We start from the raw sequence: 17,640 nt of genomic DNA, 5'->3' as shown, positions 1-17,640 counted from the left end.
GTCAATCGTTCTATTGATATCAGCACTCCATGCTTTAAACAACAAGAGACATGCTGTACTCGTTAAAGTAATATCATGAAAAAACGATGTAACCGGAAATGCTATATATCTACACGCGCCTTCCTTATTGTAGCATCGTTCCTCTTCCTATCGAACGAAAGCGCGGGTGTTCTGCAAGTATGGAGCTTCTCATTTCTTTTACTGCTGGATGGTCTGATGCAAAGAACTGAAGTTTGGACTCGTATAGCTCAACTAATTTTCCGTTATCTAGTACACCTAATGTGTCACTCAATTGATAAGCGGCTTTCAAATCATGCGTAATAAAAAAATACGATAACCCAAACTCGTCCTTGAGCTCTTTTAACAAATCGAGTATAAGCGTTTGGGTAACCATATCCAGACTGCTGACTGATTCGTCTAAAACGATCAGTTTCGGTTTGAGCGAGATTGCTCTGGCGATATTGATTCGCTGCAATTGCCCGCCGCTGAATTGGTGCGGATATTTTGTTAAATCATTTTCACTTAGTCCTACTCTTTCCAACAACTCAATAATGGTTCGTCTTTGTTCCGCCGCAGTGAGGGTTTCATAGTTTTCTAATGGTTCTGCAATAATCTGTTCCGCCGTCATTCGCGGGTTGACGGACGAGTATGAATCTTGAAAGACAGCTTGAAGGTCACGACGGATTTTTCGCCGGATCGATTTATCTACGCTATACATATCATGGCCTTGAAAAAGGATTTGACCTGATTGCGGCCGTTCTAAACCAAGCAACACTTTTCCCAATGTACTCTTACCGGCTCCACTTGGCCCAATCAAGCCTAAGCATGTACCCTTCTCAATCGAAAAGCTGACATCGGATAGGACTTGTTTAGATTGAAATTTCCATTTGAATAATGAACGCTCCGCATAACGATGAGAGACTTCTTTCACTTGTAATAAACTCACTTGTTCACCTCATTAAAATGCCGCTCTTTCGTCAAATTGACCCAATGGCACGTTCATCAATTGGCAATGTCAAACGTGCCCCTAATAGCTTCTTTGTATATTCATGCTTTGGTGCATCAAACAGCTGAAACACATCTGCTTTTTCTGCGATTCTTCCTTTCTGCATCACAGCGACTTCATCCGCCATTTCAGCAATGACGCCCAGATCATGAGATATAAGCAAAATCGCCGTTCCGCATTCAGAGCGCATGGCGTCTAAATGTTTCAGCACGGTCTTCTGATTATTTACGTCTAGTGCGGTTGTGGGCTCATCCGCAATGAGAATGCTTGGATGTAAGCATACAGCGGTTGCAATCATCACCCGTTGAAGCATTCCGCCGCTTAATTGAAAAGGGTAAGATTTTAAAAGTTTAATAGGATTGGATAAGCTCACATTATGCAACGCTTCGATTGCAAGCTCCTTTGCCTGCTTTTTGTTAAAAGACGTATGAGTGCGAATCGTTTCAATCATTTGATGACCAATCGTAAAAACGGGGGTAAAAGCGTTCATCGGATTTTGCATAATATAGGAAATTTCTTTGCCGCGTATTTTGCGCATTTCTTTATCTGCCAATCCGTTTAATTCTCGGCCTAGTAGTGAAATGCTTCCTTTCACCTTGGTTGTTTTCTGATCAAGCATCTGAAGAATGGACATGCCTGTTACTGTTTTTCCACATCCGCTCTCACCAATCAGGCCAAGGACTTGACCGCGCTTCAGTTCGAAATTGACGTCTTGCACTAGAGTAGAAACTCCTTTGTGCGTTTTGACCTGTACATGCAAATCTCTAACTTGCAGCACCGGTGATTGTTCTGTTCCCAACTTCCTCATTCCTTTTTATCATCGACGTTTGACTCCGTATTTTTCTGATAAGCTCTCGCCTAATAAATTGAACGTTACAACCACAATCATGATCATCATCCCTGGATAAATCATCAACTCAGGGTTCGTCCGGATATACGATTTACCTTCATGAATCATCGCTCCCCATTCCGCAGCCGGTGGCTGGACGCCTAATCCAAGAAACGACATAGCGGATATGTCCATAATGGCCCAGCCCATTTCCAATGTACCCATGACAACGAGGGGAGGGAGCACATTAGGTATGATATGTTTTTTCAGAATCTTCCATTGTGATGATCCATTGATTTGTGCGGCTTTAATAAAGTTCTCCTCTTTCAGACTAAGCACCATTCCTCTAAAGATTCTCGCATAATAGACCCATTGCACAAGCATGAGGGCAAGAATGACTTGAGGAAGTCCAGGTCCGAATATGCCCACTAGACCAAGAACTAAAATTAAGTTCGGAAAGGCCATCACACCATCACAACATCTCATTAACAGATGATCAATCCATCCGCCTTTATATCCCGAAATCGTACCGACGATGAGACCGATCACAAGTGAGGAAATAAAAATGAGCACTGCAAATCCCAAAGAAATTCGTGTTCCGTACAAAAGGCGGGATAAGTTGCATCTTCCTAAATGATCAGTTCCTAAAGGGAACTCCAAGGATGGAGGGTGCAGCTTATATGCCAAATGAACAGCAACAGGGTTATTCGGCGCAATCCAAGGGGCAAATACAGCAATGAGAAATAGAATTGATAATATGATGATACATGCTGTTATCACTTTTTGACTTTTACATATCATGCGTATGCTTGTGATCATCGATACTGCCCTTCTTTCCTGGAAATGCGCGGATCAATAAACATTTGAATGAGATCAACGATTAAGCTACTCAATATAAAAAATGTGGCGGCTATGAACACATAGCATTGAATGACAGGGATGTCACGATTGAAAATGGCCTCAATAAAATAACGGCCAAAGCCAGGCCAAGAAAAAACCACTTCAACAATAATGGTTCCGGTGAGAAGTTTGCCAAGATTCATTCCTAGGCCTGTAATCATCGGAGAAATGGCCATTTTCAATACATGCTTAGCCATAATGCTTTTATTCTTCAAGCCTCTGATTTTTGCGTATTGTACATATGGTTCTTGCAGGTTTTCTATAACACTGGCGCGCAAAAGCCTCGTATACATTGCAATTAAAGGAAGCGCCAGCGTCAATGACGGCAGTACGAGGTGCTGCCATGTCCCAAATCCTTCTACTGGAAAAAGATCTAATTGAACTGAAAAGAAAAAAACCAACATATATCCTAACCAAAAAGTCGGAATGGATGCCCCGAAAAAGGAAATGAAGCGACTGATATGATCAATTGCGCGATTTCTTTTCATTCCCGCAAAGAAGCCGAGAGGCACACTGACAACCACCGCGATCAATAAACTACCAAGCGCAAGTTCGATCGTTGCTGGCATTCGGAGTGTAACCTCGTCCCAAACCGGCTTATTCGAAACATAAGAAATGCCGAAATCGAATTGGCATTTCTTCAAAATAGAGTTTACATATTGAATAAAGAATGGTTGATCTAAGCCAAACTCATGTCTTTTTTGCTCTAGGATGTCATCGGTTGGCTGGATATGCGCTGCGGCTACATACGCTTCAGCCGGGTCAACCGGTGAGAGTTGAATCATTCCAGTTGTCAGAAGTGTAGCTAAAAGAAACACTGGTATGATGGACATGATTCGTTTCAATATATAGATGCCCATAAAAGCCTCCTACTGCTTAATGCGAATACCTGTAAATGGATGTTCATCACGGTTGGCAGGGAAAGTAAAGTCTGTAATATTCTTTTGGTAGATCGCTGTCTTTTTTATATAAGAGATAGGAACGATGGCTCCCTGATCTTGAAGGGATGTTAAAATAGATGAGTAAAGATGTTGACGCTCTTTTTTATCAGTTGTTTCAGGAACTTTTGCCATCTGCTTCAATAGCTCATCCTTGTTTGGATATGCCGAAATCGCTTCATTAAATCCAAATCCTTTTGACGCGACAATGTTTACAAATGTATGCGGGTCATAAGGTGCGCCATAGTTGCTAAAGAAGTTCATATCAAATTCATTCGCTTTGAACCGTTTAACCTGAGTCGCCAATTCTACTCCTTCAAGATTCAACTTCACCCCGATCGCTGCCCACTCTGCTTGCAGCGTTTCTGCCATTGCTTTTTGAATGGATTCCGCTGAATCATACATTAAACTAAATTCAAGAGGCTTTCCGTCTTTCTCTCGCACCGTCTTGCCATTCGGAAGCTTCCAACCTGCTGCATCTAATAACGCTCCCGCTTTTTCCGCATCATATTTCACTGGCTTTACATCAATATCAGACGTGTATGGTAAGGTTGTCGGCAAAATATGATCTGCTTTTTCTTCTAATCCGGAGGTAATGCCTTCCACCATGGCGTCTTTATTAAAACCATAGTGCAGGGCTTGGCGAACACGTTCATCAGAAAGCTGTTCTTTTTTTGTATTCATGACAAGCTGTCTCGTCGCCACCGGTTCGGAAAGGCTTGTTTCATATTGACCTGTCGATTGCAGCTGCTTATATGCATCCAAACTGATGACGCCTTCACCGTAAATTAAGTCCAGTTCACCTTTTTCAAATGCAAGTACTCTTGTTTCTGCATCTGGGATGACTTTCACCTTGATTTTCTCGACTTTAGGCTTTTCACCCCAATAATTTTCATTGCGTTTAAAAATCGCATATTCATCGGTTTTATGCTCTTCCAATACCCATGGGCCCGTCCCGACCGGTTTTGCTACACCTTTTGATGTATCGCCATCCTTGGGGAACCCAGCCTCACCTAAAAACCGAACAGGCCGTACAACTGCAAGCTCCTGAATGGTTGGATAATATGATTCAGTCAGTGTCAATTGAAATGTATGATTATCGATCACTTTTGTTTGAGCTATTTTTGTAATAAATCCTAACCAGCTATGTAACTCAGGATGTTTTAAAATGGAGTCAAAATTCTTTTTCACGATTTTTGCATTAAATGTTGTCCCATCAGAAAATGTTACATTCTTACGCAAATGAAACGTATACACTTTGCCGTCATGAGATATATCCCAAGCCTCAGCCAAATGCGGTTTAAGCTTTCCGCCCGCTTCATAAGAGACCAAAGGCTCGTACACCATTGACTGCGTAAACAATTGGGAAGGATTATAGACATGTGGGTTTATTTCTCCTATATCTCTAGGCCAAGCAATTGTGACCATACTGTGAGGATCTTTCTTCTCTGTTTGTCCTGCATTTGTACATCCTGCTAATAAAATAGAAAAGATGAGTATCGATACGAAAGTAAATTTAATTTTCAAACGAATCTTCCCACTAAGCATCTGTATTTCCCCCTAATTGATGTTGATAATCATTTTCATTTTAAGGAGGCAGCATACCCTTGTCAATGTAAGAATATAGGTATTGTTTTGGAACCCGATGTTCTTGTTTTATATTGCTGCACTATATAACTTCAGCTGAGCGTATAAAAGGGCTTTGGATCAATATGAATGATGTAAGGCGTTTTAAAAAAGCTCGTAGAGTTTCAGAAAGATGAAGATTTGTAATTTATATTTCCCTGGTACAGAAACATCAGGATAAGGAGTTTAATCACATTACAAAACGCCATAAAAATTTCTTATGGCGTTTAGCCGAACAGGGAGGTGCTGCTACGGAGGAGTTAGTCTAGATTTAACTTAATATCTAAAGAAAGCTGCTCCGACAATGATTAACAAGATGAATAACACCACGATTAACGCGAAGGAACTACCGTAACCATTAGACATATTGCCACCTCCTTTAGTGAGGATAGTATAAGATATGCCAAACGATCGTTTTCGACATAGCTTTACGTCTAAATAAGAAAAAATGAATTTTTTGTCTGAAAAACAAATTAAAACGCCATAAAAGTTTCTTATGGCGTCAAACAGAACAGGTGGCACTCCTGCATATCGGGTTAAATAGGAACGCCTTCTGGATAGCCTCCGAAGAAAGCTGCTCCAACAATGATTAGTAAGATGAATAGCACCACGATTAATGGGAAGGAGCTACCACAACCATTTGAGTATCCCATATGTCCACCTCCAGTAAAAAAGGATAGTACATGATATGCGGGTCGAGTTCCTTTGAAAGGGATGCTAGTTGAAATGAATTTTAAAATGATACTTTAGTCTAAATTGAAATAGAGATCATTATTAGGCAAGTATTGTCCACATCGGATCTTGCCAGAGTTAAGGCTGCCATAGAAGCAGAATGGAAGGCGCCGGACGGGAAATCAGGCTCAAGCCAAACCAGTGCGGCCAAGAAAAAAGACCATTAAGCCCAAGCAGCAAAAAAACGTCTTATACGCTGCCGTCTGGCATTTTCAAAGTGAAGGGTCCAACGAGAGAGGGGAAGGTAACACAAATTCAAAAAGTACTGGCGGCAACCAAGATAAAGGAGCGAACAATATTGGAAAACCAAGATTATCTTCAAAGGAAATTGCGTCTAAGGCGATGGAATATGAATCTGTTTAATAATTACGAGCCCAATGCCATGCTTAAAGAATTACACCATTGAGCGAAAACCATTGTCAATTCTTTTATACTTGTGTAATTATTTGTAAAAGTATTAAAATTACAAGTAAAAGGGGCAATGAAAATTAGATGGACTTCAAAGGAGTAATCTTGAAAATGAATGATAAGATGAAAGAGGTTCAAAGAAAATATAGAAAAGAGATTAAAAAAAGAAACAAGAGCATGAAGATGATAAAAATTATATATAGAAACAATTATTGTCGTAACGATAATTGTATTGTTTATTTTTTTCACTTACACCTGACAAGGTTTTTAACAAGAAGATCTCTGTTTCCGATTTCGATACATATGGGAGAATATAAAAGAAACGTAAATGTAAATATAAATGAGAAAAATAACAAAAACCCTTTTTCATGTAGGTTTCTATGAGGTTCAAAAATCATTTTTCATAGAAGTGCGTTCAAATGTGGGGGTGTATCCCAAATGAGATGGATTGTTAAAAAGGAGGGCTATTTTGAAGGGGTTAAATATCAATAAAAAACTTTTAAAAAGGTTAATGATAGTACCAATTTTATTCATTTGTTATGTTTTATTTCTAAATCCTGAAGTTATACTTGATGAGCAATGTCCTAATAAGCCTTATAGTTTAACAATCGTAAAGCACGGGACAGGTATATTTGATAATAAAATTGTTCTAATATATTACAAGGTCAACGGAAAAACAGTAGCTGTTGGGGATTTGGTGTTTCTTGAGAACTTTTGCAGATATATAGATGTTACTTGGGATACGAATACTGATGATGGAACTTGGTGGATAGATAAAAGTGTACATTTAACCATGACTTATGCTGAAAATTTCAAGGGAGATTTAGATAAGAAAGATATTGATTTTGATTATAGCACTGTCCAATAAAATGAATTAGTTGATTTAAAATATAAATATAGACAAAAAAACGCCAGTTGCGGTTTCTTTTGTGTTATACTCTGCTCTAAATTGCTTTAGAAGTAGATTTTTCTTTCCTTACAAACACCATGATTCCAGGGATGATCATTAGTATAGCTGGTATTAAGTAGAGTAACGAAATACAAAATAATTCACCGATATCAGAAATAATGAGCAATATTTCACTTAACTTAGGCTTTACTCCGATAGCAAATGAAGCAAGAAAACCAACACTTGAAAAGAAAACAGATCCCCATGAAACACCTATAAGTTCGCTTTGTAAATCTAAGTGAATAAATGCATTTAAAAGTGCATCTGAATAGGCGATTATTAAGGCTATAATAGCAGCAACTATACCTAAAATGCTTCCGATTAAACTTAAAACAAACTCAACAATTCTCTTCACGAAAGACGCTCCTTATGTAATCATTTTATATATAGAATTAAAAAAACAATTCTTCGTTATAATATCCAAAGCAGCTCGTAAGATCTCATCAGTTACTTTACCGTCTTTTGCTGCAACTTTCCAAGATGATTTAAGACTTTTTTTACTTCATACTTGAACACTTTTTCACTGCTTTCTCCTTTAAGATCCAAAGAACATCAAGTATATTTGAGGTTTGCAAGCCGGACAAAGCCGGCGAATGGAAAGATACTTAAACAGTCAAATGCTGATTATACAGCCTTCCTACAAGGAAGATCACGAAGGTATTATCAACGGGACAAGCGATGTCCTACTTGAAGATGGAACGGAGATCACCCTGAAACAGCTACGGCTTGGGTTGCCGGCGCAGGAACTACATTTAACAATCATTACTTTGTGGAATACGAGAGAGCTGTAGGAGTCCTTAACACTTGATAACAATGTAATCATTGAATTAGCAAACGGGTATTTCTTTTCACTTATGATTCTAGTGATAAATCAGCTTCGGTTGAAAAGGGTATTAATTTTCTCACGAGCCAAACTGCTGAGAATAGTGAGATATTCCAGAAGAACAAATTGTCCGTGTGTTGGATACTATCAATAATGACCTGATATCTCAATGGAAAGCATTGATCAAGTCTTACAAAACGAGGGGCGGTGTTGTTCCCACTACAAATGACGGACTGAGCCAGTTTGTAAAAACGCTAATTTTACATAGGCCGCCGAATGACAGGGACAATATGACCGGAGCCAACGGAATAGGAACAGCCACTTTTTATAAAGTGACTTCTCAATTTGTTCTTAGTTCTTATTATGATGACCATGTGAAAAAGGGAAGTGATCCTGTATTTCACTCTACAAAATATATTGGATGACGCCTCTTCAGGACGTGGCACTGAGCGTGACACTTTGTATGATGTGAACTGCGACTCTGCGATGTTGATTCAGAAGTATTAGAGGAAGAAGTACCGTTTACTTTCGAAGAATTCGATGTTCCTGAACAATTAAAATCCACATTCTAAGCAAACTCATGAAAAATCGCGAAACTCTCGCGAGATATTCTTGAAAAAATGTGGTAAGATTACGTTAGCAGTAATCCATAGAACAAGTTTTAAATAGTAGAAACATGTATTTCCTTCAAAAGAAATGCATAAAATAAAAAATACCGGAGCTGTAACACTCCGGCCTGTACAAATGCTAGCTCCTCATTGGAGCGCTGGTTATAGGTGTATTTAGATATGGACCTACCCTAGAAGTTTCTCAGGCCTCAAAAGGGTGGTCTATTTCTTTTTGTCTATATACGTCAACAAAGCGAGAATAAACATTCCCATTCCAAGCATTAAACTAAGAGCTTGAAATGTTGACATAGGCGTCACCCCCTTTCAGGGGATTTAGCCAGCAGACCACCTTTGAGTTAGCCGTGCAAATGTACAGGGATAATTATACACTAGACAACCATTTTGTGGTTGTCTTTTTTGTTCGCTTAAAACAAAGATTCTAAACACAAAGAAGCTAATGAACATGGCAAAAACCAAACGAAAAAGTATACGATCTAACATTCGTTATGCCAGAACAAACAATTAAGGCGGAAGAAGTAAAAGACTGATTTCTAACTAATTTGTAAACAAAAAGGGCAAAGTTATTCCATTCATTATCAAGGCCATTATGAATGAACGAATTGACGGTATAGAAAAAATAAACGCAATTTACAAAAATGTAAAAGGCCGCTGTCACGTAAAGGAGTTGGACAGTCAATGCTTTTATGCTCACATTATCGTTAAAACGACTGTTTGCCCTAACTTTAAATCTCAAGATCTGCGTGAGGCCTACAAAACAGAGGATCCAATAGGGGTTGCAAAGCGTGTCCTTTCTTTGGGCGGGGGGTATGATAATTGATGAATAAAGTGACGGAACATGTTCTAGAAGACCTCGAAAAAGAATCAAAAAACGAATAAAGAGCGGGGATAAAGACTGTGTACCTAAATTACTTGTTGTAAGTCATGAAGGAAGAGCAGTTATTATTGCCAGGTAAAGGGGAAGAATCATTTAAATTGGACTGTAGACTAAATACAGTATGGCCTTATCACTTTCAAGGTTATGTAAATTGAAGATATTATTCTGGGTTTAAACGAGATGGCGCTAATTGGTGGTACCGGAGCTTCAGATTTTGTTCACATATTGCTTAAAGATAGAAAATGCCTGATAAATTAAATGGATATTTTAAAGAAATACATTTTCACTATCGCGGCAGTAAAATTGATGAACAAAAAAACCTTAGCTTTGAAGGTTTTTTTCATTCTCCATTAGCCTTTGTAATCTTGGCAGCTATTATACAGCCTATACAAGTGAGAGGAGTAATGCTATAGCCCTACACTTAACCAAACGATAAACTCGAAGGATTGGATTAAAAAAGAGTTGTATTCTGATATTAATTTGGATATATTGTATATAAAGTATATATACAATATGATAGTGGGGTTTTATATGCAAATTATCATTTCAAATTATTCAAAAGAACCTATTTATGAGCAAATTTATGCTCAAATTAAAAAACATATTTTGACCAATGAATTACATGCAGGGCAATCCTTACCTTCAATGCGGCAGTTAGCGAAGGATTTGGATATAAGTGTTATTACAACGAAACGTGCCTATGAGGAACTTGAGAAGAACGGATTCATATATTCGGTTGTTGGGAAAGGTTCTTTTGTATCGGAGCAGGATAGTGAGATGATGAAAGAAAGAAAAATGAAGGTAATTGAAGAGCAATTGTTGACGGCAATTCAAAACAGTAAAGAAATTGGCATCTCACTTACAGAATTAAAGGATATACTTACACTATTATATAGGGAGGAAGAATAGTGAAAATGTTATTGAATTAAAACATGTGTATAAATCATTTGGTGATTTTCAACTAAAAGATATTTCAATGACAGTTAAAAAAGGATTTATAACTGGGTTTATTGGTGGTAATGGTGTTGGAAAATCTACAATGATTAAACTTATGATGAACTTATTGCAACCAGATAGCGGGTCAATATCAATATTTGGGCTAGATCATAAAAAACATGAAAAAGAGATTAAGCGACGGATTGGCTTTGTCTTTGATGAAAATATGTTCTACTCACACTTAACATTTGCAGAAATGAAGAAGATGATAAGGCCCTGCTATATGAATTGGGATGATAGCCTATTTAATTACTATGTTGAAAAATTTGAACTGCCGTTAAATAAAAAGATTAAATCATTTTCTAAAGGAATGATGATGAAAGCTTCTTTATCAATAGCCTTATCACATCATGCAGAGTTAATTATTATGGATGAACCTACATCGGGGTTAGACCCAATATTTCGCAGGGAGTTTCTAGATATACTACATAATATAATGCAAGATGGAAAGAAAACGATCTTCTTTTCTATTCATATAACAACAGATTTAGACCGTATTGCAGATTATATTACTTTTATTCATAATGGCGAGCATATTTTCACAAAGAAATCGTATCAAATTCAAGAAGAGTACGCCATTGTAAAAGGAGGCATGGAGCTATTAGATCGAGATACAGAACAGGAGTTCATCTCCATTCGGAAATCTAATGCTGGTTTTGAGGCATTAGCAGCCAATAAAGCACGGGTAGAAGATGTGTTTGGTGATTTAGTATTGATCGAAAAACCAACGATTGAAGAGCTGATGTTCTATACAAAGAAAGGGGCTAAGTAAGGTGTTTCACTTAATAAGAAAAGATATCATTTTACAAAAGAAATCTCTTTATGATATTACTGCCTGCTTTATTTGTTTATTTAACGTTAAATATATCATATATCTGGTCAGGTTTTTTATTTAGTATTGTCATAATAATGAACGCTTTTTCAATGGATGAAAAAGCCCGAATAAATACTCTGCTGAATTCATTGCCTTATACACGAAGGGAAATTGTTAGTTCAAAGTACATTGGGGTACTTATTTTTACTTTGATTATAGTTTTTACAATTTTCATAGGGAACTTGATCATTCATAGAGAACTAACAACATGGATAGATCTAATGTTTATCGTATGCCTTGTGATGGTATCTGCTTCATTTATCTTTCCATTTAGTTATCAGTTTAACAGCCAATATTTGTTCAAAGGCTCACTTATCTTACTTGGTATTTATATGGTATTAGTTAATACCTTGTTCCGAAATTTGAATGATATAATCAGAGAATGTGTTCGAATATTATTATCATTACAAAATCTTAATATTTATTTCTTAATTCTGTTTTCGGTTATGATTTTATATGTTTGTTCTTGGCTTCTATCGATACGTATTTATAAAAATAAAGTATTTTAAAGGAAGGGTGTAGAATTCTACAGAAAGAGTTTTTTACTGATTGGTTTAACCATCCCTATTCTCATATGTTGCAAAAGGAACGGTATCTTAAATCAATGTTTTTTCATTTCGCGTAAATGCATGATGAGGATTTCATTATTAATTACAAAAGGGGGGAGCATAGATTTTCTCTCACTGATTGATTAAATAAATGCTGGGTCAGCTTCCTGTAATATATGTTCAAACGGGGTACTGCGCATGTCTTAGAAGCTCCTGAGCATGGCAGAACAGTGAACCAAACTGTAAAGGGCAGCTTTGCGCGGATTAATCATCAGATAGATTTGAAAAAACCCACTAAAATGTGGGTTCTTTGTATGCGCTAACGGGGGAATAACTATTCTTCATCTTCAAAAAAACCGAATAGTTTTTCTTCATCATATTCATATTTACGTCCTAGATTATCTGTATCTCTTTCGTGCTGTAAAAGAACTTTATAGTTTTTTCCCTTTGAAGATTCGTTTTCAGTAACACTTAGCACGGTTACTTTATCGTTCTCATATGTCTTTGCAAAAAGTCTAATCTCCTCAATTGTATCCTTTAAATCTGTTTCATCACCATTAAAAAAGTCTAAAGAAACTTCAGTTGTGTATTTTTCAATCATGGCTAGCTCCCTGCAAAAAATGTATTAGTTCTTAAAGGATAACGGAAATTGTGTATTTTTACTACTGTCAGCTGTATTGATAATGACACGATGATGAGTCGTAGAGGTATCTTTTGTGCTGATATTTTTATTAAATTGCTTTTTATAGAAAGTCCGCCATGGACCGCCTTTATCACGAGAGGATCAAGCTTGATCAGGCTGTGTCATTGTTAATCTTCTCAGTTCAGCAACATCTACATCTTTTCCATATTGAGTTCTATTACTTGTAGATTTTCGACTTGCGTCATACTTGTGTCTTTTATACGCATGTTCACTTATAAAATCTTTTTTAATCGTGCCACCATTCTTTTTATAAGGCACATCTTTAGTGATTTTAGGTTTTTTCGGTTTAGGCTTCGGTTTAGGTTTTGGCAGCTTTTTAAGGATTTGAAACTGAGGTGAGGCCTTTTCTTGATTGGTTACTGCTGTTGTAATTGATGATGATTTTTCTTCTGTATCTGTTAAAGAAACTGAGGTTAATTTGTTGTTATGTACAACTAAATTTAACTTTAGAATAGTGGTTTTGTTATCAATATTAGTATAGAAATAACTTACTTGGTTCGTGGAATTTGGACTAAAATCGCTTGAACTGAATAATTCTAATAACTCTTCCTCAGTTATAAGCTTTTTGCCATTTTTATCAACAATTTTATTTAAGCCGTTAATTGATGATTTTTGGAGATGCGCACTTTCTACTCCTTTTGCTTTGACTTCATTACCCCCATCAATAGCAAATAAAGAAATAAGTAGACTGAAAGTAAGTATTGTCAATAAAACTTTCTTCATGTTTTTTCCTCCCTTTTATCTGTTACTCAAGTATTATAACGTAACCGACAAGAAAAAAAAGTATTTTTATCATAAATTTTCTATTAATTGAAAAAAATGATAAAGGAATTTGGGAGAGATATGCTTTTATATAAAAAAAGATTAATTGAATTGTATAATATTCATAGTTTTGCGAACCATATTACATTGAGGTTATTTTATATCTAATCAGAGTCAAAGACGGAAAGCCTGCGGATACTTAACTTACAGAATACGTTGTTTGGTGTCCGTTTTTTATGTGTTTAAAAAGGAGGACGTTTTATGTTATACAGCAGTTGAAAGAAACCAGGTCATGCACATTCGGTACACCAGCATATCCGCAGGTACTCGAGCATTAGCAAACAATTCTTCTTCACCCAGGAGACCAAATTCATAAGGTTATATGCATGTGGAATAAAACAGGCTTCTCCGTGAAAAATCTATTGGATTTACAAGAAGTCTCCTTCTTTTCATATTAATCTTCAAATTTTAATAACAATTGATGAATGATATTAGAGATACAAGTAGGTGTTTTTATCATCCCATTGTTAATCCATTCCTCTATAATTCCTACTACACCTGAAACGATAAATGTTGTTTCGAATTTCTCAGTTTCCGTAATTGAATTTGCTGATTGTCGTATCATGCTCAATTCCTCAATTACTTTCCTTTTAAAAAACTCTTTCAGTTTGTTGGTTGAAAGGACATTCATTTTTGGTTTTGTTAACAATGTAAAAATTTCGACGTTTTGATATATGTATTCTGTAGTTTTTTCTATAAAGGTCAGCATGCTTAGTGGATCCTCACTTGGAAATGATGAATCATAAAAGCTTCCTAGCTGTTCAAATATCTCGTCTTCGATCTGCTCATACAAGTCAAACACATCTTTGTAGTGAAGATAAAAGGTGCCTCGGCCTATATCGGCTTTTTTAGATAAATCGGAAACAGTTATTTTGTTGATTTCTTTTTCCTGAAGCAATTTTAAAAAGGCATGTTTTATAGCACTTTTTGTCTTGATTGATCGTCTGTCCCCCATAGCGTCCTCCGTTAATATACAATTCATCATGTAGTGTTCATTAATGAACATATACAGCTAAATTGCAGATTGATACTCAAATTTTCTTCCCATTATAATGAACATGTGTTCATGAGTCAAAACATGTTTATTGGGAAAGGAGGTGTATCAATGTTTCTTTATCGGCAAGCAAGAGCTGATGAATGAAGCAAAGTGGCAAAGCTATAAAACGCGGAGAAAAAAGGTCGTTCATTTATTTTTGAAATGCATAAAGTACTAACAAAAGCATATTTTAATAAGCATTTCTGTTTTTTAGCAAACAGAATTCACCAATACTGATCTAAACAGATCATTTTACAAAGAGAACGGCTTTGAAGAATTTAGTGAATCCCGTATCAGGCGATTTGATTATGAAATTTGTAATTGGGGATTTAAAAGAAAACCTTTTTAAAACATATAATTAGGAATCTTTTTTGTGGTAGATAATGTTTTAAGTATTTCTATTTTTTTAATTATGGATAAGATTGATTGATCGAAGCCTTCATGAAATGAAGGCATTCAGATCAATAGAAAGCTTTACGAATCGTACTGATTTTATATTTAGAGATATCATAACCTTTAATGAAGATGGAGGTTGAATGAATGTCTTCAAAACAAAAAAAGAATGTAGCTATTTTGACGGAAAGTCAATTGTCTTCCAGGGCATTTAAAGATGAAGCGTATGATTTTTACAAAGAATTGCGAGAATCACACCCTCTCTACCCATTAGCTTTAGGAACTCTGGGGGATGGCTGGCTCATAACAAGATATGATGATGCAGTGCATTTATTAAAGAATGAAAAATTAAAGAAAAACTATGAGAATGTAATTACTGCAAAAGAAGAAACACGTCCTGTTCTATTGAAGAATGAAGAACCTTTAACAAAGCATATGCTTAATTCAGATCCCCCCGATCACAATCGCTTGCGAACTCTTGTTCAGAAGGCATTTACTCATCGGATGATTTTGCAGTTGGAAGACAAAATCCAACATATAGCAGACTCTTTATTAGATAAAGTACAGCCCAACAAATTCATGAATCTAGTAGATGATTATGCGTTTCCTTTGCCGATTATCGTGATAAGTGAAATGTTGGGCATTCCCCTAGAAGATCGTCAAAAATTCAGAGTTTGGTCGCAAGCAATTATTGATTTTTCAGATGCCCCTAAAAAACTTCAGGAGAATGACCAAAGGGTAGGGGAATTTGTTGAATATCTGGAATATTTAGTTCGTAAAAAAAGGAACGAACCGGCAGGAGATTTAATCAGTGCCTTAATTCAAGTGGAAAGTGAAGGCACACAATTAAGTACAGAAGAACTGTACTCGATGATTATGCTGCTTATCGTTGCAGGTCATGAAACAACCGTAAACTTAATCACCAATATGACATATGCTCTGATGTGTCACGTTGATCAACTAGAAAAGCTTCGGCAGCAGCGGGACTTGATGAATTCAGCGATAGAAGAAGCATTGCGGTTCCACAGCCCTGTTGAGTTAACGACTATTCGCTGGACAGCTGAACCGTTTATACTGCATGGGCAGGAGATTAAACGGAAAGATATGATCATCATTTCCTTAGCATCAGCAAACCGTGATGAAAAGATATTTCCAAATGCCGACATATTTGATATAGAAAGAAAGAACAACCGCCATATTGCTTTTGGCCATGGTAGCCACTTTTGTCTTGGTGCACAGCTTGCCCGCTTAGAATCAAAGATTGCTATTTCCACTTTATTACGCCGCTGTCCAAATATACAGATAAAAGGCGAAAAGGAACAAATTAAATGGAAAGGGAATTTTCTGATGAGAACACTTGAAGAACTGCCGCTCAGTTATTAATTTTTTGGGGATATGTAATTTTCAGGCATTTCTCATTTTTGAGAATGTGGGTAGAGATATAGATGTTACTTGGTTGGGATACAAATACTGATGATGGACCACTGAAACGTAAGATTAAGAAATTAGAAGATAATAATAAGCAACTTAGGGATCAATTGAAAGTTGCTTACGCAGAGGTATATAAAAAATTTTAGTTTATGTCGAGAACGATGTTCACCTTCACTGCTTGTTCAATTAGAGGAAGTGATTCTTCCTTAAGGGAGATCACTTTTACTTATTCGACTAAAGCAGCAGTTTAGCGGAAGAAGGAGAAAAATCAGTTGACTTACTTGAATACTAAATAAGTGTAAAAAGTGGTTATTAATACGAAGGATTGAAAAAGAAGAACACGCAGCAGATTCACTTGCTCTTGTTGGGGGGCAAGTGTTGACAACTCTATTAGCTGGCTTAATTGAAGAAGGAGTATAAAACCTGTATCAATGATGTTACTAGATATCTACGACACAGGTTTTATATTTAGGTAACTAATATTCTTATATATTTAACAATGCATTTTTTATTATGCAATCGTTCACTCTATTTCTGCTTTCAATTTTTCGAACCACTCTAAATTAACCAAGTGATGTGAACGGGAATTTTCGTTCATACGGCGAAAGTAATTGATTGTGCCGGGAATTTCTTGAGTGATGGACAGGTATTCATCAAGGAGCTCGATTCGAGTTTTAGTCTGGTCGATTTGTGATTGGATCAGATCCAGTAATTTATTTTTGTCAAATTCATCGGCAAAGAGTAACACCCCATAAAATTGCAGGTTCACATATTCCGATTTGGTGCCGTGTTTGATCATTAATTTCTCGAATTCTGCCCTTCCTGATTCTGTGACTTTAAAGTTACGGATTTCACGCCCGCTGGTTGAGGGTTTCTGCTGAATCTGTTCAATAAAACACTTTTCTTCAAGTTGCTGCAGATTGTAATAAAATGAACCTTTCGTGAAGTTAACAATGTATTTGTAATGGCGTTTTTCCATTAAGGCCAGAAGTTCATAGCCGTGAGCTCCGGGATTTTGGATAAGCAAGCCAAGGATAAGTAAGGGAATTATGGTTTCATCACCTTCGCCATCCGCGCTTCAAATTCCGCGTACGTGATTTTACCCGAAGCCAAATCCATACTA

The 17,640-nt window shown here is 36.7% G+C and carries 19 protein-coding genes and 7 pseudogenes; 12 read left to right on the top strand and 14 right to left on the bottom strand.

What is annotated here, in order from left to right:
- Positions 1 to 124: 124 nt before the first annotated feature.
- The 7 genes from nikE to CJU60_RS07470 form a co-directional block, all read right to left on the bottom strand.
- Positions 125 to 946, bottom strand: coding sequence for a nickel import ATP-binding protein NikE (gene nikE / locus CJU60_RS07500; protein WP_095713402.1), 822 nt, complete (start codon positions 944 to 946; stop codon positions 125 to 127).
- A gap of 31 nt (positions 947 to 977) precedes the next feature.
- Positions 978 to 1,805, bottom strand: a complete 828-nt coding sequence (gene nikD, locus CJU60_RS07495) for a nickel import ATP-binding protein NikD (RefSeq protein ID WP_095713401.1) — start codon at positions 1,803 to 1,805, stop codon at positions 978 to 980.
- A gap of 18 nt (positions 1,806 to 1,823) precedes the next feature.
- Positions 1,824 to 2,654, bottom strand: a complete 831-nt coding sequence (gene nikC / locus CJU60_RS07490) for a nickel ABC transporter permease subunit NikC (protein ID WP_095713400.1) — start codon at positions 2,652 to 2,654, stop codon at positions 1,824 to 1,826.
- Entirely contained in the window at positions 2,651 to 3,595 is a 945-nt protein-coding gene (gene nikB, locus CJU60_RS07485; protein ID WP_095713399.1) for a nickel ABC transporter permease subunit NikB, read from the bottom strand. The genes nikC and nikB overlap by 4 nt, the downstream gene beginning before the upstream one ends.
- Before the next feature lie 9 nt (positions 3,596 to 3,604).
- Positions 3,605 to 5,221: a nickel ABC transporter substrate-binding protein gene (nikA, locus tag CJU60_RS07480; RefSeq protein ID WP_095713398.1), complete on the bottom strand. Its 1,617-nt coding sequence runs from the start codon at positions 5,219 to 5,221 to the stop codon at positions 3,605 to 3,607.
- Positions 5,222 to 5,575: 354 nt separating this feature from the next.
- On the bottom strand, positions 5,576 to 5,665 hold the full coding sequence (locus CJU60_RS07475; protein WP_024122253.1) for a YjcZ family sporulation protein: 90 nt from the start codon (positions 5,663 to 5,665) through the stop codon (positions 5,576 to 5,578).
- A 170-nt stretch (positions 5,666 to 5,835) separates the two neighbouring features.
- A complete protein-coding gene (locus CJU60_RS07470; RefSeq protein ID WP_095713397.1) occupies positions 5,836 to 5,952 on the bottom strand; it encodes a YjcZ family sporulation protein in 117 nt (38 codons plus the stop codon).
- Between the two features lie 179 nt (positions 5,953 to 6,131).
- Here CJU60_RS07470 and CJU60_RS22160 point away from each other — a divergent pair, with 179 nt between their 5' ends.
- The 3 genes and pseudogenes from CJU60_RS22160 to CJU60_RS07455 all read left to right on the top strand — a co-directional run bounded on the left by CJU60_RS22160 (position 6,132) and on the right by CJU60_RS07455 (position 7,307).
- Complete coding sequence (locus CJU60_RS22160; protein WP_483294926.1) at positions 6,132 to 6,437, top strand: hypothetical protein; 306 nt, start codon at positions 6,132 to 6,134, stop codon at positions 6,435 to 6,437.
- 107 nt (positions 6,438 to 6,544) lie between these two features.
- Positions 6,545 to 6,698 (top strand): annotated as a pseudogene (locus CJU60_RS21350) (hypothetical protein).
- A 210-nt stretch (positions 6,699 to 6,908) separates the two neighbouring features.
- Complete coding sequence (locus tag CJU60_RS07455) at positions 6,909 to 7,307, top strand: hypothetical protein (protein ID WP_095713395.1); 399 nt, start codon at positions 6,909 to 6,911, stop codon at positions 7,305 to 7,307.
- Positions 7,308 to 7,383: 76 nt separating this feature from the next.
- Here the strand turns inward: CJU60_RS07455 and CJU60_RS07450 are convergent, their stop codons facing one another.
- Positions 7,384 to 7,743: a DUF4064 domain-containing protein gene (locus CJU60_RS07450; protein WP_095713394.1), complete on the bottom strand. Its 360-nt coding sequence runs from the start codon at positions 7,741 to 7,743 to the stop codon at positions 7,384 to 7,386.
- Between the two features lie 283 nt (positions 7,744 to 8,026).
- On the opposite strand from CJU60_RS07450, the pseudogene CJU60_RS22155 reads away from it, so the two are divergent.
- Positions 8,027 to 8,471, top strand: a pseudogene (locus CJU60_RS22155) (phage tail sheath protein); the annotation flags it as partial.
- Positions 8,472 to 8,475: 4 nt separating this feature from the next.
- Positions 8,476 to 8,783: pseudogene (locus CJU60_RS07440) on the top strand (phage tail tube protein); the annotation flags it as partial.
- Between the two features lie 258 nt (positions 8,784 to 9,041).
- Here the strand turns inward: CJU60_RS07440 and CJU60_RS22050 are convergent.
- Positions 9,042 to 9,128 carry a putative holin-like toxin gene (locus CJU60_RS22050; RefSeq protein WP_141243767.1) on the bottom strand — a complete coding sequence of 29 codons (87 nt, stop codon included), beginning with the start codon at positions 9,126 to 9,128 and terminating at the stop codon, positions 9,042 to 9,044.
- A 197-nt stretch (positions 9,129 to 9,325) separates the two neighbouring features.
- On the opposite strand from CJU60_RS22050, the pseudogene CJU60_RS07435 reads away from it, so the two are divergent.
- From CJU60_RS07435 to CJU60_RS07420, 4 genes and pseudogenes are all read left to right on the top strand, one after another.
- A pseudogene (locus CJU60_RS07435) lies at positions 9,326 to 9,716 on the top strand (phage tail assembly chaperone).
- Positions 9,717 to 10,245: 529 nt separating this feature from the next.
- Positions 10,246 to 10,623 (top strand): GntR family transcriptional regulator, encoded by a 378-nt coding sequence (locus tag CJU60_RS07430; RefSeq protein WP_095713393.1) that lies wholly within the window; start codon positions 10,246 to 10,248, stop codon positions 10,621 to 10,623.
- On the top strand, positions 10,607 to 11,482 hold the full coding sequence (locus CJU60_RS07425) for an ABC transporter ATP-binding protein (RefSeq protein WP_095713392.1): 876 nt from the start codon (positions 10,607 to 10,609) through the stop codon (positions 11,480 to 11,482). Before CJU60_RS07430 ends, CJU60_RS07425 begins: the two co-directional genes overlap by 17 nt.
- A 50-nt stretch (positions 11,483 to 11,532) precedes the next feature.
- Positions 11,533 to 12,093: an ABC-2 transporter permease gene (locus CJU60_RS07420; RefSeq protein WP_255238330.1), complete on the top strand. Its 561-nt coding sequence runs from the start codon at positions 11,533 to 11,535 to the stop codon at positions 12,091 to 12,093.
- Positions 12,094 to 12,235: 142 nt separating this feature from the next.
- Here the strand turns inward: CJU60_RS07420 and CJU60_RS22045 are convergent.
- Positions 12,236 to 12,328 (bottom strand): annotated as a pseudogene (locus CJU60_RS22045) (ImmA/IrrE family metallo-endopeptidase); the annotation flags it as partial.
- Here CJU60_RS22045 and CJU60_RS21535 point away from each other — a divergent pair.
- A pseudogene (locus tag CJU60_RS21535) lies at positions 12,318 to 12,455 on the top strand (XtrA/YqaO family protein); the annotation flags it as partial. The pseudogenes CJU60_RS22045 and CJU60_RS21535 sit on opposite strands and share 11 nt — an antisense overlap.
- 11 nt (positions 12,456 to 12,466) lie before the next feature.
- Here CJU60_RS21535 and CJU60_RS07415 read toward each other — a convergent pair.
- The 3 genes from CJU60_RS07415 to CJU60_RS07405 all read right to left on the bottom strand — a co-directional run bounded on the left by CJU60_RS07415 (position 12,467) and on the right by CJU60_RS07405 (position 14,612).
- The gene (locus tag CJU60_RS07415) at positions 12,467 to 12,733 is read right to left on the bottom strand and encodes a hypothetical protein (protein WP_010789291.1); all 267 of its coding nucleotides are present in this window, start codon (positions 12,731 to 12,733) and stop codon (positions 12,467 to 12,469) included.
- A 183-nt stretch (positions 12,734 to 12,916) separates the two neighbouring features.
- Complete coding sequence (locus CJU60_RS07410; protein ID WP_255238329.1) at positions 12,917 to 13,558, bottom strand: Hook-associated protein 2; 642 nt, start codon at positions 13,556 to 13,558, stop codon at positions 12,917 to 12,919.
- Between the two features lie 493 nt (positions 13,559 to 14,051).
- Positions 14,052 to 14,612, bottom strand: a complete 561-nt coding sequence (locus CJU60_RS07405; protein WP_095713391.1) for a TetR/AcrR family transcriptional regulator — start codon at positions 14,610 to 14,612, stop codon at positions 14,052 to 14,054.
- A 621-nt stretch (positions 14,613 to 15,233) separates the two neighbouring features.
- Here CJU60_RS07405 and CJU60_RS07400 point away from each other — a divergent pair.
- Both CJU60_RS07400 and CJU60_RS07395 read left to right on the top strand, forming a co-directional pair.
- Positions 15,234 to 16,469: a cytochrome P450 family protein gene (locus CJU60_RS07400; RefSeq protein WP_095713390.1), complete on the top strand. Its 1,236-nt coding sequence runs from the start codon at positions 15,234 to 15,236 to the stop codon at positions 16,467 to 16,469.
- Positions 16,470 to 16,570: 101 nt separating this feature from the next.
- Positions 16,571 to 16,663 (top strand): annotated as a pseudogene (locus CJU60_RS07395) (DUF6262 family protein); the annotation flags it as partial.
- 377 nt (positions 16,664 to 17,040) lie between these two features.
- Here the strand turns inward: CJU60_RS07395 and CJU60_RS07390 are convergent.
- A complete protein-coding gene (locus CJU60_RS07390) occupies positions 17,041 to 17,568 on the bottom strand; it encodes a PadR family transcriptional regulator (protein WP_095713389.1) in 528 nt (175 codons plus the stop codon).
- Positions 17,569 to 17,640 lie beyond the last annotated feature (72 nt).

The sequence above is a fragment of the Bacillus sp. 7705b genome (assembly GCF_002289525.1).
Taxonomy (GTDB): Bacteria; Bacillota; Bacilli; order Bacillales; family Bacillaceae; genus Bacillus; species Bacillus halotolerans.
The sequence above is the reverse complement of the archived record's forward strand: the minus strand, read 5'-3'. Positions and strand labels throughout refer to the sequence as shown.